The following is a 13,559-nucleotide window of genomic DNA, read 5'->3' as shown; positions in this document are numbered from 1 at the left end:
CCATGATGGCGCGATCCCTTCCGAAGAAACTGGCCTCGTCGCTGGTGCCGGCCGTGCCGTATCTGTGGCTCGGCCTGTTCTTTCTCTTGCCCTTCCTGATCGTCCTCAAGATCAGCCTGTCCGATCCGGCAGTGGCGCAGCCGCCCTACAAGCCCGTCTTCGACTGGAGCGACCTGATCGGCTTTTTCGGTCAGCTCGATCTCGAGAATTTCGAGGTGCTGACGAGCGACGATCTCTATCTGAGGGCGACCCTGTCGTCCGTGCGGATCGCGGCGATTTCAACGGTGCTCCTGCTCCTGGTCGGCTTTCCCATCGCGTATGCCATGGCGAGGGCGCCGGAGCGTCATCGGTCGCTCCTGGTGGCGCTGGTGATCCTGCCGTTCTGGACGAGCTTCCTGATCCGCATCTATGCCTGGATCGCCATCCTGAAGCCCGAGGGGCTGCTCAACCAGGCCCTGATGGGGATCGGGCTGATCGCCGAGCCGCTGACGATCCTCAATACGGAGACGGCGGTCTTCATCGGCATCGTCTATGCCTATCTGCCCTTCATGGTGCTGCCGCTCTACGCCATCCTGGAAAAGATGGACGACACGCTCATCGAGGCCGCGCTCGACCTCGGCTGCCCGCCCTGGCGCGCCTTCTGGACCATCACGGTGCCGCTCGCCATGCCAGGCGTGATCGCGGGCTCGCTCCTGTGCTTCATTCCGGCGGTCGGCGAGTTCGTGATCCCCGATCTCCTGGGCGGGTCGGAGACCCTGATGATCGGCAGGCAACTCTGGAGCGAGTTCTTCTCGAACCGGGACTGGCCGCTCGCCTCCGCGGTCGCCATCCTGCTCCTCATCATTCTCGTGGTGCCGATCGTGGTCTATCGCGACGTAGAGGCTCGCCGCCTGGAGACCCGGCCATGAACCGCCGCCTCAGTCTCTTCAACGTCACGGCGCTGGTGCTCGGCTTCGCGTTCCTGTACCTGCCGATCCTTCTCCTGATCGTCTTCTCGTTCAATTCATCGCGGCTCGTGACTGTCTGGGGCGGGTTCTCGACCCAGTGGTACGTGGCGCTGTTCCGCAACGAGGCGCTCATGGAGGCGGCTTGGGTAACGCTGCGGATCGCGCTTTTGTCCGCCAGCCTTTCGACGGTACTCGGCACGCTCGCGGCCCTGGCCCTGACCCGCTACGGCCGCTTCACGGGCCGGACCCTGTTCACCGGCATGGTTTATGCCCCCATGGTCATGCCGGAGGTGATCACCGGCCTGTCCCTGCTGCTGTTCTTTGTGGCCATCGGTCTCGATCGCGGCTTCTGGACCATCACGCTCGCCCACACGACGCTGACCATGTGCTTCGTCACGGTGGTGGTCCAGGCGCGGCTCATGAACTTCGACAGGTCTCTCGAAGAGGCCGCGATGGATCTGGGCGCGCCGCCCCTGCGGACCTTCTTCTCCGTGACCCTGCCGCTGATCGCCCCGTCCATCGTGGCCGGGTTCCTGCTCGCCTTCACGCTGTCCATGGACGATCTCGTGGTCGCGAGCTTCAATGCGGGCCCGGGGGCGACGACGTTGCCGATCAAGATCTACAGCCAGGTCCGTCTCGGCCTGTCACCGGAGGTGAACGCTGCCTCCGCCATCCTGATCGGGATCGTGGCCGTGGGCGTTGCGACTGCGACGCTCCTCACCAAGCGCTCGGCCCTCCGCTCCCGGCGCAAGGCTCACTGAGCGGTCGCGAGGGGAGCGGCCTCCACGCCGAAAAGGGGACGGGCCGCTCCGGACCGCTCGATGAGCGAGCGCGCATCCGGCGTGATCATGATGTCGTCCCAGCCGCCGGACACGTCGAAGACGATGGCGGGCGCGAGGCTCGGGCTTGTCGTGAGCGGCGATACCTCGACCTTCATCCGGAGGCCGCGCTCGGGCAGGGAGACCTGCCCGCGCAGGCTGGTCGAGAGAGTCGGGGCGCTGATGCGGCCCTCCACGATGTCACCGATCCCGCCGTCGATCGCGAGCTGGGCCTGCGCCTGATCGAAGGGCGTCCGGCCGCCCTTCCACGAAAGCGACGCCGACAGGGGACGCTTGTCCACCTGCCTCAGGGCGTCGTTGAGCGCGAGGCCGACGAGCTCGCCCTGCTTGACCGTGACGGTGGAGCGGCCCTGGGCGCGGCGTGCGACTTCGGCCGGGCTGGCGCCGACACCCTCCAGGGCGAACTGGCCCTGGGCGACGCCCGTGATCCAGCGCGGCTGGCCGATCTCGGCCAGGAAAGACGCCACGTTCACGCCCTCGAAGGCGCCCTGGCTCTTCAGGTCGACGCCCTTCTCCTGGGCCACGAGGGAGAACCGGCCCTTGAGGGTGCCCTCGTGAAAATCCGCGCGCCCGAGGGAGGCCTCGATGCGGCCCGGGCGCACCAGGATGCTGGCAGCCATGTCGCCCAGATGCAGGCGTCCGAGGCGGGCCTTCAAGGCCGACAGGCGCAGATCCAGATCGTTCCCGGTGACCTGGAGGAGATTGATGGCCTCCTCGCTCCAGGCGCCCGAACCGGTGCGGGCCTGAGCCAGCGGCTGGACGAAATCCGACAGGTCCAGCTGACCGGCGGCCAGGGTCCCGGCGATGACGGGGCGTTCCGCATCGAGACGCACGGCCAGGGTACCCTCGAGGGTGTCCGATCCGAGGGTCACGGTCACCGATGGCCAGGAGATGCGTCGCCGGTTGACCGACAGGTCTCCCTCGACGACGACCGCCTGCATGAGGGAGCCGAACGGCAGGCCAGTCCCGCTCCAGCGCGCGAAGTCCCGCAGGGAGGTGGCGCTGACGAGGCTCTGCCCGGTGAAACGCGGATCGTCCCCGATCTGAGCCTCGCCCTGGAGGGAGAGGCGCCCTGACGGAGCCGATAGGGTGAGCGCGAGGGGGCTGAGCTGGTCCGATGCGAGGCGGATCGGGTCGAAGGAGGCCTGCTCGACCATGACTTTCTCGCCACGCCAGACGGCGCCGCCGACCGCATGGAGGGGATCGCCCGCTCCGCTCCAGTTGATGAGGAGGTTCACGTCGGAGAGCCCGGCATCGGGGAAATCCGACCACTGGATGGACGAGGCCGCGAGGACGAGGCGCCGGGCATGGGTCTCGCCCATGCGGTCCTTGAACAGGCGCGCCCAGTCGATCCGCCGCAGCGCCTCCATTGAGGCGGTGATGCGGGCATCGTTCAGGGCGATCTCGGACAGCTCGATCCGGCCCAGGAAGAGGGGGAGAATCCGCAATTCGCCCCGCAGGGTGGCGCCTTCCGCCTTCAGGGATTGCTTGGGATACGAGAGAGAGACCTCCTCGAATTTCACCCGCGGCGTCGGCAGGAGCGCGAAGGTGCTGCGTCCGGACACCGTGACGGCAAGCCCGTATCGTCCCTCCAAGTGCTCGGTCACGGCTGCCGCGAGGCCACCCGGATTCAGAGTCCAGGGGGCCGAGGCTGCGCCCAGCAGGGCGAGCGTGACCAGGGCGATGAGAAGAACGACGCGGCGGGACATGAACGGTGATCGGGGCCTTTGGGCCCGCCGTGGGAAGGCCCCGGCGGGCAGGTTGCAGCAGCGCAGCGGGCGCGGCCGTCGGTTATCCTTATATCCATACGAAGGGATTGTCTAAATTGAGGCCAGGTTGCAGGGTGGCGCCAACCGCCCCGGGCGGGACGAAACGGCATGAGCCCAAAGAGGGGTTTGATGGACAAGGTTTACAAGGATGCTCGCTCGGCCATGGCCGAGCTTGTGAAGGATGGCATGACCATCATGGCGGGCGGGTTCGGCCTGTGCGGCATTCCCGAGGCCCTCATCGAGGCGATCCGGGAATCCGGCGCGAAGGACCTGACCTTCGTATCCAACAATGCCGGCGTCGACGGGGTCGGCCTGGGCCGGCTTTTGGAGACGCGCCAGATCCGCAAGATGATCTCGTCCTATGTGGGCGAGAACAAGCTCTTCGCGCAGCAATACCTGGCGGGCGAGCTGGAGCTGGAATTCAACCCGCAAGGGACGCTCGCCGAGCGTATCCGGGCGGGCGGCGCCGGCATCCCGGCCTTCTTCACGAAGACGGGCGTGGGCACCCTCATCGCCGAGGGCAAGGAAGTGCGCGAGTTCGACGGCGAGAAATACGTGATGGAGCGCGGGATCTTCGCCGACCTCGCGGTGGTCCACGCCCATACGGGCGACACGGAGGGCAACCTCGTCTACCGCAAGACCGCCCGAAACTTTAACCCGATGATGGCGACCGCCGCGAAGGTGACCATCGCGGAGGTCGAGCATCTCGTCCAGGCCGGGGAGATCGACCCCGACTGCATCCACACGCCGGGTATCTTCGTGCAGCGCATCGTGCACGTGGCGAACCCGACCAAGCACATCGAGCAGAGGACGACCCGCAAGCGGCCCGAGATGGCCGGAGCCGGGGCAGGGGAGGAAGTGTGATGGCTTGGACCCGCGACCAGATGGCCGAGCGCGCCGCGAAGGAGCTGCGCGACGGCTTTTACGTCAATCTCGGCATCGGCATCCCGACCCTCGTGTCCAACTTCATCCCCAAGGGGATGCGGGTGCAGCTCCAGTCGGAGAACGGCATGCTCGGCATGGGACCCTTCCCTTACGAAGGGGACGAGGATGCCGATCTGATCAATGCCGGCAAGCAGACCATCACGGAACTGCCGACCACGAGCTATTTCTCCAGCGCCGACTCGTTCGGCATGATCCGCGGCGGCCATATCGACCTGTCGATCCTGGGCGCCATGCAGGTGGCCGAGAACGGAGACCTCGCCAATTGGATGATCCCCGGCAAGATGGTGAAGGGCATGGGCGGCGCCATGGACCTGGTGGCGGGCGTCAAGCGCGTCGTCGTGGTGATGGAGCACGTGGCCAAGGGCAAGGACGGCTCGGAATCCGCGAAGCTGCTCAAGGCCTGCACCCTGCCGCTCACCGGCGCGGGCGTGGTCGACATCGTGATCACGGATCTCGGCGTCTTCACCATCGACAAGAAAGGCAATGGCGGCATGGCCCTGACCGAGCTCGCCGACGGCGTCACGGTCGATGAGATCAAGGCCAAGACCGAGGCGGATTTCCGCGTCGCCCTCGCCGAGGGCCGCCAATCGGCCGCCTGACCTGCTGCGCCGCTTTGCGCATTCCCATCCCCGGCCTGGTGCCGGGGATTTTTGTTTGGGACGGCAGGGTTCTCGAGGCCGGGATGATGACGGATCCAGTCCAGAGCGGACGTGAGGCGCTTTTCTCCTCCGGATCGACGAAAGGGCGCACCACCGTCATTCCGGGACACGCCTATGGCGTGGGCCCGGAACCCATAGCCGCTGACGGTGCCGGAGAGAACGCATCAATTGCCGCTGCTCCTTGTTCTGCGACGCTGGTGGTTATGGTTTCCGGGCTCCGCTGACGCGGCCCCGGAATGACGGTGAAGCGGTTTGGAATGACGATGCGCAAGGAAGGCATGCCGCTGCGTCCTCCGGGCGGTGAAGCCCGGAGGAGACAGCAGGATCGAGGGGGACGAGAGGATCGCTCCGGCTCTGCTGGGATGGTGGAAAATGCGGTGAGCCGAAGCGTCAGCGCGCACGGTTTGTTTCGGCGGACCGGCCGCGGAAGGTCCACGTACTGCCCGGACGCGGCCTTGCGGTGAGAACCGCACGCGGCGCCGGGCCAGCCCGGACCTCCGGCTCTGCCGGGGCCACCTGCCCAGTCTCGTGCGTAAGAGACTGCCGCAGGACCGTTCCGCTCCCCGCATTCGGCGACGCCTCGCGAGCGCGCCCCTCGGCGGGAGCAGATGCGCAAGGATATAGCTTAGCTTTAGTGTCAAGTCAAGAACGAAAGCGGAACAAGCGGGGCAGAGCGGGACGGCTTTCCCTCCCCCTTGTGGGGAGGGCCAGGGTGGGGGTGTGAGCGCTACGGTCTGAAAGTCCTGCGCCAACACCCCCCTCTCCAACTCTCCCCCACCGCAAGTCGGGTGTTCCCGACTTGCGTCTGATGGGAGCGGATCTCGGGAACACCCGAGATCCGTGGGGAGAGGGCACGTCGGCGCCTCCCGCGAACATCTGTGATCCGCAGGCGAAGAGCCGCGCAGCGCTTCCCTGAGATCCAGGGCGGAAAGCAGCGTGCCGCTTCCTCCGCCATAGGCTTGACCTCACCGGAGGAGAGGCCCATCGCGCTATCACTGCGCGACGGAGCCCGCCCCGCTTTAGCCTCAGGCCTTGTCGCCGCCCTTCAGGCGCTTGTTGCACTCGCTCCAGAATTTCGGCCACTTCATCTCTTTCGTGACCTTGCCGGAGGCCTTGGCCTCCTTCCATTCGACGCTGCATTTCGCCATGCGCTCGCGGGCGGCGAGCTGGCCGGCGGTGGGCTCCTTCTTGGCCTGGGCCAGGGCCGGGAGCGGCGCTGCGAGGAGAAGTGCTGCCGCAGCGGCGCAGATGGTGCGTGAGACACGGTTCGTCATGGAAACCCCCTGAGGCGCCATGCTGTCGGAAAAGGCGCTCCGGGCATCTCATATGAAACCTTGAAACATGCAAGGGTGCCGGGGCGGCCATGCATCCTGTCCACCGGAAATCGTTGCCAAAGCTGGCTCGCGTCCCGATCTTATGTCTTAACGTCACGCGACGAGCGTTCAGTCAACGACCAGAGAGGCATGTCATGGCGGCGTCCGCCCAACAACCGATCGAACTCTACTACTGGCCGACTCCGAACGGATGGAAGATCACCATCATGCTCGAGGAGACGGGGCTTCCCTACAGGATTCACCCGGTGAATATCGGCAAGGGGGACCAGTTCCGGCCCGAATTCCTGACGATTTCGCCGAACAACAAGATGCCCGCCATCGTGGACCCGGACGGGCCCGACGGGCAGCCGATCTCGGTCTTCGAATCCGGCGCGATCCTGCAATATCTCGGCCGCAAGACCGGCCAGTTCTATCCGCAGGACGAGCGCGACCGCGTGGAGGTCGACCAGTGGCTGTTCTGGCAGATGGGCGGCTTCGGCCCCATGCTCGGCCAGACCCACCATTTCCGCATCTATGCGCCCGAGAAGGTTCCTTACGCGATCGACCGCTACACCAACGAGACGAACCGTCTCTACGGCGTCCTGAACAAGCGGCTCGAGGACCGGGACTTCGTGGCCGGCGAATATTCCATCGCCGACATGGCCATTGCGCCCTGGGCGAAGCTTTGGGAGCGGCAGGGGCAGAACATCGAAGACTTCCCGCACGTGAAGCGCTGGCTCGCCGCCGTGCTCGCGCGCCCGGCCGTCGCCCGCGGCATCGCGGTCAGCTCCGAGGACCGGGAGAAGACCGACCTGACAGACCCCGCCGTCCAAGCCGTCCTGTTCGGCCAGAAGGCGCGGTAGCAGGCTGGCACCATAGAATTCCCTCCCCCTTGTGGGGAGGGTGGGGGTGTGAGCGCTACGGTCTGAAAGTCCAGCGCCAACACCCCCCTCTCCAACTCTCCCCAACAAGGGGGAGAGGGCTGGGGTGCGCTTCCCGCGAACACGCGAGATCCGTGGGGGAGAGCAAGGTAGCGCCGTCCCGAAGCGACCGAAGGATCAGTTCACCTTCGTCCAGGTCTGGGACCGGCAGATGAGGCCGCCGAGGATGCAGCCGGAGAGCTGCATGGCGTTCCCGCCCTTGAAGCTCATCTTGCCCGTATAGGTCTTGCCGTCCTTGTAGTTGTAGAGCTGGCCCGTGAAGTCCTCGCCGGAGGGCCGAAGGTCGGAGATCATCTGGACGCCGACGAGGTTGCGGCCTTTCAGCTTCGGGTCCGGGTTGTTCACGTCCTTCGTCTCGCCCTGGACGGATACGATGGTGCCGCAATAGGCGCTGCCGCATTTCGCGACCTTCACCCGCGTCTCCTTGCTCTCGCTGAGATAGGTGCCGCTCGGATCGGCGGATTGCGCCAGAGCTGGCCCTGCCAGGAGGGCGAGGCCGAGGGCGGCGGCGAGGTGGGCAGGCTTCATGTTTCGCTCCCGAAAAGACGGTCTCTCGAGGGACCTCAAGGTCGAGACTAGGGCATTTCCGCTCCAGGACCATCGGGTTATGCACCGAAGAATCGCCTTCCCGTCCGGTTCCGGGCGGGGCGGGAGGGCCTTCGCAGGCGCGAAAAGCCCTTGAGGCCCATGGACCGCGCCGTTATAAGCGCCGCACTTTCCCTATTTCTCTTCTCAAGAGTGAGTTTCATGGCCACCGAGCGCACGTTCTCCATCCTCAAGCCCGACGCGACCGAGCGGAACCTGACGGGCGCCATCAATGCCGTCATCGAGAAGGCGGGCCTGCGCATCGTGGCGCAGAAGCGTATCCTCATGAGCCGCCGCGAGGCCGAGACCTTCTACGCGGTCCACAAGGAGCGTCCCTTCTTCGGCGAACTCGTGGACTTCATGACCTCCGGCCCGGTGGTCGTGCAGGTGCTGGAAGGCGAGAATGCCGTGGTCCGCTACCGCGAGATCATGGGCGCCACCAACCCGGAGAGCGCCGCCGAAGGCACCATCCGCAAGCTCTATGCCAAGTCCATCGGCGAGAACTCGGTCCACGGCTCCGACAGCCAGGACAACGCCAAGATCGAGATCGCCCAGTTCTTCTCGGGCAACGAGATCGTCGGCTAACGCTTCTTCCAGGCGTTGCCTTCAGGATCCCCGGGCATGTCCCGGGGATTTTTGTTTTTGGAGCTTTCTCTTTCCTTTGTGGGGAGGAGGGCAGGGTAGTGCTTTTTCCGTCATTCCGGGACGGCCCAAAGGGCCGGGCCCGGAACTCATAACCGCCAACGATTGAGGATGAAGCGCAGCGGCTGCCATAGCTCCGATCCTGCGCCGTCAGTGTTTATGGGTTCCGGGCTCCGCTGCGCGGCCCCGGAATGATGGAACGCGCCTCCCTCCGAGCATTCTCCTAGGTGATGCGCTTTCCATTCGGCCGCACTTGTCCGAAGATGGCCGGCCATGAATCACAGCCCGCGCATCGAGCGCCGTCCCTCCGTCTGCCCGCATGACTGCCCGTCGACCTGCTCGCTCGACGTGGAGGTGATCGACGGGCGCTCTATCGGGCGCGTGCATGGGGCGAAGACGAACGACTACACGGCGGGCGTCGTCTGCGCGAAGGTGGCGCGCTATGGGGAGCGCATCCACCATCCGGACCGCCTGCTTCATCCCCTGAAGCGCACCGGTCCCAAGGGCTCCGGGCAGTTCGAGCGGATCTCCTGGGACGAGGCGCTCGACATCGTGGCGGCAAAGTTTCTGGAGGCGGAGGCGGATTTCGGCCCTGCCTCCGTCTGGCCGTACTACTACGCCGGCACCATGGGCTACGTGATGCGCGACGGCATCAACCGCTTGCGCAACGTGAAGCGGTATTCGGGCCAGTATTCCACCATCTGCACGGCGACCGCCTATACGGGCTTTGTGGCCGGCACGGGCCGGCTCGCGGGCCCCGATCCGCGGGAGATGGCGAAGGCCGATTGCGTGGTGATCTGGGGCACGAATGCGGTGCATACCCAGGTCAACGTCATGACCCACGCCCTGCGCGCCCGCAAGGAGCGCGGGGCCAAGATCGTCGCCATCGACATCTACATGAATGCCACCATGAAGCAGGCCGACATGGCCCTGCTCCTGAGGCCGGGCACGGACGGCGCGCTGGCCTGCGCCGTGATGCACGTGCTGTTCCGGGACGGTCATGCGGATCGCGAATACCTTGCGCGCTACACCGACCATCCGGCCGAATTCGAGGCGCATCTGCAAAGCCGCACGCCCGAATGGGCGGCTGCGATCACGGGCCTGAGCGTCGCCGAGATCGAAGCCTTCGCGCGGCTCGTGGGCGAGCGCCGGCGGACCTATTTCCGCCTCGGCTTCGGCTTCGCCCGCCAGCGCAACGGAACCGTGAACATGCATGCGGCTTCGTGCATCCCGGCCGTGACCGGCGCCTGGCAGCACGAGGGCGGCGGAGCGTTCCACAGCAACAGCGCGATCTATCGTTGGAACAAGACGATGATCGAGGCGCTCGACGTCGCCGACACCACGGTGCGCCGCCTCGACCAGTCGCAGATCGGCCGCGTGCTGACCGGCGATCCGGAGGCGCTGTTCCATGGACCGCCCGTGAAGGCCATGCTGATCCAGAACACCAATCCGGTCTCGGTCGCGCCGGAGCAGGAGCTGGTGAAGCGGGGTTTCGCTCGGGAAGACCTGTTCGTGTGCGTGCACGAGCAGTTCATGACCGAGACGGCGCTCATGGCCGACATCGTGCTGCCGGCAACCATGTTCATGGAGCACGACGATCTCTATTCGGCAGGCGGGCACCAGCATTTCCAGATCGGCCCCAAGCTCGTGGAGCCGCCGGGAGAGTGTCGCCCGAACCACGAGGTGATCCGCGCCATCGCCGGACGGGTCGGCGCCGTGCATCCAGGCTTCGACATGGAGCCGCGGGCGCTGATCGACTGGACCCTGCGGCATTCCGGTTGGGGCTCGATCGACGATCTGGAGGCCGAGGTGCATAAGGATGCGCAGCCTCCCTTCCACGAGGCCCATTACCTCGACGGCTTCGCCTACCCGGACGGCAAGTTCCGGTTCCGGCCCGATTGGACGCATATCCCGTCCGGCAATAACGGCGCCATGGGGCCGTGGACGGCGCTGCCCTCCTTTCCTGACCACTGGCCGGTGACGGAGGAAGCCACCGACGAGCATCCGTTCCGCCTCGCCACGAGCCCGGCCCGGAACTTCCTCAACTCCACCTTCAACGAGACGCCGACCTCCCGGGCGAAGGAGGGGCGGCCGGAGGTGATGATCCACCCGGCCGATGCGGCGCCGCTCGCCATCGCGGATGGCGACTGGGTCGTTCTCAGGAACCAGCGCGGCGAGGTCTATCTCCGGGCACGCCTGTTCGAGGGCGTGCGGCGCGGGGTTCTGATCGCCGAAGGCGTGTGGCCCAATGCGGCGCACCCATATGGGCGCGGCATCAACACGCTCACGGGCGCCGATCAGGTCGCGCCCTATGGCGGCGCGGCGTTCCACGACAACCGGGTCGCACTCGCCAAGGCGGAGCCCGGGCGGGATTTCCCGTTGCCGCCTTCTGTTACGGAAGCGATGGACGCAGCGCAGCCCGCTATTGTCTAAGTCTTAAGGCTATTGGCGACAGCCCCTTGACCCTGCCGGGACGAGCCTATCCTTAAGCTTCATCGCATATTCCATCAGGAGCCCTCATGAGAGCCGTTCTTCGCCCGGTGCTGGCCGCCCTCGCCATTGCCGCCTCGACCCATGCCGCCTTCGCGGCCGCCTCCAACATGCCGACCCAGTATCAGCCGGATCCGGCGCTCAAGACTGCGAGCATGGGCGAATTGCAGGCGCGCGTCCGCCAGGCCTGCGCGGTGACGCAGGCGAAGCTCCAGAACGTGAGCGAGGCCTCCCTGTCGCGCAAATGCGACTGCTATGCCGGCCGCACCATGCGCGCCATGAGCGCCGAGGAGGTCCAGGCTTATCGCGATACCGGCGTGTTCAACGAGACCGCCCGCGCCAAGGCCATCGGCGCCATCGATTCCTGCAAACTGCAGCGCCCGAGCCTGTAAGGCGCCGGTCCTCTCCTCCAGGAAACGCGAAGGGAAGCGCTGCGGGACTCTCCTCTCCCTTGTGGGGAGGAGTTGGAGGTGGGGGTGTGGGCTCTGAAGTTTCAGACCGTAGCGCTAACACCCCCACCCTAGCCCTCCCCACAAGGGAGAGGGGATTCCGTCGTGCTCGTCCCAGTCGTGCGTCTCATCCCCGACCACACCGAACTGGCCCTATAGGGATTCAGTCCGGCGAGCGTAGAGCCGTATCGGCGCACCAGCTTTCCGAGAACACGACCCGGCCGTCTGCGAGCCTGGCGCTGCCGTCGCAGATCATGCGCAGGGCCGCCGGATAGAGAAGGTGCTCCTGGGCGAGCACGCGGGCGCTCAGGCTGTCCTCCGTGTCGCCGGGGACGACCGGCACAGCCGCTTGGGCTACGATGGGGCCGGCATCGAGCTCCGGCACCACGAAATGCACCGTGCAGCCATGAACCAGCACGCCTTCCCCCAGCGCGCGCTGGTGGGTGTGCGTGCCGCGGAAGAGCGGCAGGAGGGACGGGTGGATGTTGATCATCCGGCCTTCCCAGCGCTCCACGAACCAGGATGTCAGCACGCGCATGAAGCCCGCGAGGCAGACGAAGTCGATGGACCGCTCGCGCAGGGCCGCGTCGAGGGCCTGCTCGAAGCTTTCCCGGGTGGAATAGGCCTTGTGATCGATGGCGAGCGCCTCGATTCCGGCCGCTTTCGCCCGCTCGAGCCCACCCGCGTCGGGACGGTTCGAAAGGACGAGAGCGATTTCGCCGGGGAAATCCGCTCCCTGCGCGGCCTCGATGAGCGAGACCATGTTGGAGCCACGCCCCGAGATCAGGATGGCGATGCGGCGGCGGGTCATCTGAGAGACAGGTGTCCCGCGGTCCGGACCTGCTCGCCGCCCTCATGGGCGATCACCTCGCCGATGCGGACCGGGTTCTCGCCTGCGGCGCGAAGGCGCTTCATCACGTCCTCGGCCTTGTCAGCTTCCGCCACGACGATCATGCCGATCCCGCAATTGAAGGTGCGCAGCATCTCGGCCTCGGCGACCCCGCCGGTCGCCGCGAGCCAGCCGAAGACCGGCGGGACCGGAATGGCGTCGAGGTCGAGCCGCACGCCGACACCGTCGGGCAGCACACGCGGGATGTTGTCCGGAAAGCCGCCGCCCGTGATGTGGCAGAGCGCGTTGATGCCGTCTCCCGCCTTCAGGGCTGCAAGGAGGCTCTTCACGTAGATGCGGGTCGGCTCGAGGAGCGCCTCTGCGAGGCTGCGACCGGGCGCGAAGGGCGCGGGGGCGTCCCAGGCAAGGCCCGACAGCTCGACGATCCGGCGGACCAGGGAGAAGCCGTTGGAATGGACCCCGGAGGAGGGCAGGCCGATGAGCACGTTCCCGGCCTTCACCTCCCTGGGCAGCAGGGTCCCGCGCTCGGCGGCACCGACCGCGAAGCCCGCCAGGTCGTAATCGCCCCGAGCATAGAGACCCGGCATCTCGGCCGTTTCGCCGCCGATCAGCGCGCAACCCGCCTGCTGGCAGCCTTCGGCGATGCCCTTGACGATGGCGACGCCGACCTCGGGCTCCAGCTTTCCGGTCGCAAAATAGTCGAGGAAGAGGAGTGGCTCGGCTCCCTGAACGATGATGTCGTTCACGCACATGGCCACGAGATCGATGCCGATCGTGTCGTGGATGCCCGTGTCGATGGCAATCTTCACCTTGGTGCCGACCCCGTCATTGGCCGCCACCAGGATCGGGTCCTTGAAGCCTGCAGCCTTCAGGTCGAACAGGCCGCCGAAGCCGCCGATCTCTGCGTCCGCACCTGGTCGGCGGGTGGCGCGCACCAGGGGCTTGATCTGATCGACCATGGCGTTGCCGGCATCGATATCGACGCCCGCCTGCGCATAGGTGAGCCCGTTCTGCTGTTTCTCGCTCATCGGCAATCCTCGTCCTTGCGGGGCAGTAAGGCGAGAGGGGCCGGAAAGGCAAGGGGGTTTCTGGTCCGGGCGCCTTCGCACCGGAGGGCCCCGGGGCAAGCT

13 protein-coding genes are annotated in these 13,559 nt (G+C 66.3%); 8 read left to right on the top strand and 5 right to left on the bottom strand.

The genetic code is table 11. From position 1 onward, the window contains the following. The first annotated feature begins 2 nt into the window (after window positions 1-2). A complete protein-coding gene (locus C4E04_RS12550; protein WP_109597835.1) occupies window positions 3-908 on the top strand; it encodes an ABC transporter permease in 906 nt (301 codons plus the stop codon). Beyond that, window positions 905-1,708 carry an ABC transporter permease gene (locus C4E04_RS12545; RefSeq protein WP_109597834.1) on the top strand — a complete coding sequence of 268 codons (804 nt, stop codon included), beginning with the start codon at window positions 905-907 and terminating at the stop codon, window positions 1,706-1,708. Before C4E04_RS12550 ends, C4E04_RS12545 begins: the two co-directional genes overlap by 4 nt. On the opposite strand, the gene C4E04_RS12540 is transcribed toward C4E04_RS12545, so the two are convergent. Further along, window positions 1,702-3,495 (bottom strand): AsmA-like C-terminal region-containing protein, encoded by a 1,794-nt coding sequence (locus C4E04_RS12540; protein WP_109597833.1) that lies wholly within the window; start codon window positions 3,493-3,495, stop codon window positions 1,702-1,704. The genes C4E04_RS12545 and C4E04_RS12540 overlap by 7 nt on opposite strands. A 189-nt stretch (window positions 3,496-3,684) precedes the next feature. On the opposite strand from C4E04_RS12540, the gene C4E04_RS12535 reads away from it, so the two are divergent. Together C4E04_RS12535 and C4E04_RS12530 are read left to right on the top strand one after the other, a co-directional pair. After that, window positions 3,685-4,419 carry a CoA transferase subunit A gene (locus C4E04_RS12535; protein WP_109597832.1) on the top strand — a complete coding sequence of 245 codons (735 nt, stop codon included), beginning with the start codon at window positions 3,685-3,687 and terminating at the stop codon, window positions 4,417-4,419. Then, on the top strand, window positions 4,419-5,099 hold the full coding sequence (locus C4E04_RS12530) for a 3-oxoacid CoA-transferase subunit B (RefSeq protein WP_109597830.1): 681 nt from the start codon (window positions 4,419-4,421) through the stop codon (window positions 5,097-5,099). Before C4E04_RS12535 ends, C4E04_RS12530 begins: the two co-directional genes overlap by 1 nt. 1,085 nt (window positions 5,100-6,184) lie before the next feature. On the opposite strand, the gene C4E04_RS12525 is transcribed toward C4E04_RS12530, so the two are convergent. Then, a complete protein-coding gene (locus C4E04_RS12525) occupies window positions 6,185-6,433 on the bottom strand; it encodes a hypothetical protein (RefSeq protein ID WP_109601083.1) in 249 nt (82 codons plus the stop codon). A 194-nt stretch (window positions 6,434-6,627) separates the two neighbouring features. On the opposite strand from C4E04_RS12525, the gene C4E04_RS12520 reads away from it, so the two are divergent. After that, on the top strand, window positions 6,628-7,335 hold the full coding sequence (locus tag C4E04_RS12520) for a glutathione S-transferase N-terminal domain-containing protein (protein ID WP_109597829.1): 708 nt from the start codon (window positions 6,628-6,630) through the stop codon (window positions 7,333-7,335). Between the two features lie 195 nt (window positions 7,336-7,530). Here C4E04_RS12520 and C4E04_RS12515 read toward each other — a convergent pair whose 3' ends face one another. Beyond that, complete coding sequence (locus tag C4E04_RS12515; protein WP_109597828.1) at window positions 7,531-7,941, bottom strand: DUF2147 domain-containing protein; 411 nt, start codon at window positions 7,939-7,941, stop codon at window positions 7,531-7,533. A gap of 219 nt (window positions 7,942-8,160) precedes the next feature. Here C4E04_RS12515 and ndk point away from each other — a divergent pair, with 219 nt between their 5' ends. The 3 genes from ndk to C4E04_RS12500 all read left to right on the top strand — a co-directional run bounded on the left by ndk (window position 8,161) and on the right by C4E04_RS12500 (window position 11,522). Then, complete coding sequence (gene ndk, locus C4E04_RS12510) at window positions 8,161-8,583, top strand: nucleoside-diphosphate kinase (RefSeq protein WP_109597827.1); 423 nt, start codon at window positions 8,161-8,163, stop codon at window positions 8,581-8,583. 330 nt (window positions 8,584-8,913) lie between these two features. Further along, window positions 8,914-11,073: a molybdopterin-dependent oxidoreductase gene (locus C4E04_RS12505; protein ID WP_109597826.1), complete on the top strand. Its 2,160-nt coding sequence runs from the start codon at window positions 8,914-8,916 to the stop codon at window positions 11,071-11,073. A gap of 86 nt (window positions 11,074-11,159) precedes the next feature. Further along, window positions 11,160-11,522 carry a hypothetical protein gene (locus tag C4E04_RS12500; RefSeq protein WP_109597824.1) on the top strand — a complete coding sequence of 121 codons (363 nt, stop codon included), beginning with the start codon at window positions 11,160-11,162 and terminating at the stop codon, window positions 11,520-11,522. 220 nt (window positions 11,523-11,742) lie between these two features. Here the strand turns inward: C4E04_RS12500 and purN are convergent, their stop codons facing one another. Both purN and purM read right to left on the bottom strand, forming a co-directional pair. Beyond that, window positions 11,743-12,390, bottom strand: coding sequence for a phosphoribosylglycinamide formyltransferase (gene purN, locus C4E04_RS12495; RefSeq protein WP_109597823.1), 648 nt, complete (start codon window positions 12,388-12,390; stop codon window positions 11,743-11,745). Beyond that, complete coding sequence (gene purM, locus C4E04_RS12490) at window positions 12,387-13,457, bottom strand: phosphoribosylformylglycinamidine cyclo-ligase (RefSeq protein WP_109597822.1); 1,071 nt, start codon at window positions 13,455-13,457, stop codon at window positions 12,387-12,389. Before purM ends, purN begins: the two co-directional genes overlap by 4 nt. Window positions 13,458-13,559 lie beyond the last annotated feature (102 nt).

Origin of the sequence: Microvirga sp. 17 mud 1-3, assembly GCF_003151255.1 — a bacterium.
Taxonomy (GTDB): Bacteria; Pseudomonadota; Alphaproteobacteria; order Rhizobiales; family Beijerinckiaceae; genus Microvirga.
Note: the sequence above shows the minus strand (reverse complement) of the source record. Positions and strands in the feature narration are given on the sequence as shown.

Coding starts and splice junctions, on each gene's coding strand:
- C4E04_RS12540 (WP_109597833.1), bottom strand. CDS start 3,495: ATGTCCCGCCGCGTCGTTCTTCTCATCGCCCTGGTCACGCTCGCCCTG.
- C4E04_RS12545 (WP_109597834.1), top strand. CDS start 905: ATGAACCGCCGCCTCAGTCTCTTCAACGTCACGGCGCTGGTGCTCGGC.
- C4E04_RS12530 (WP_109597830.1), top strand. CDS start 4,419: ATGGCTTGGACCCGCGACCAGATGGCCGAGCGCGCCGCGAAGGAGCTG.
- C4E04_RS12505 (WP_109597826.1), top strand. CDS start 8,914: ATGAATCACAGCCCGCGCATCGAGCGCCGTCCCTCCGTCTGCCCGCAT.
- C4E04_RS12525 (WP_109601083.1), bottom strand. CDS start 6,433: ATGACGAACCGTGTCTCACGCACCATCTGCGCCGCTGCGGCAGCACTT.
- purN (WP_109597823.1), bottom strand. CDS start 12,390: ATGACCCGCCGCCGCATCGCCATCCTGATCTCGGGGCGTGGCTCCAAC.
- C4E04_RS12520 (WP_109597829.1), top strand. CDS start 6,628: ATGGCGGCGTCCGCCCAACAACCGATCGAACTCTACTACTGGCCGACT.
- C4E04_RS12535 (WP_109597832.1), top strand. CDS start 3,685: ATGGACAAGGTTTACAAGGATGCTCGCTCGGCCATGGCCGAGCTTGTG.
- purM (WP_109597822.1), bottom strand. CDS start 13,457: ATGAGCGAGAAACAGCAGAACGGGCTCACCTATGCGCAGGCGGGCGTC.
- ndk (WP_109597827.1), top strand. CDS start 8,161: ATGGCCACCGAGCGCACGTTCTCCATCCTCAAGCCCGACGCGACCGAG.
- C4E04_RS12550 (WP_109597835.1), top strand. CDS start 3: ATGATGGCGCGATCCCTTCCGAAGAAACTGGCCTCGTCGCTGGTGCCG.
- C4E04_RS12500 (WP_109597824.1), top strand. CDS start 11,160: ATGAGAGCCGTTCTTCGCCCGGTGCTGGCCGCCCTCGCCATTGCCGCC.
- C4E04_RS12515 (WP_109597828.1), bottom strand. CDS start 7,941: ATGAAGCCTGCCCACCTCGCCGCCGCCCTCGGCCTCGCCCTCCTGGCA.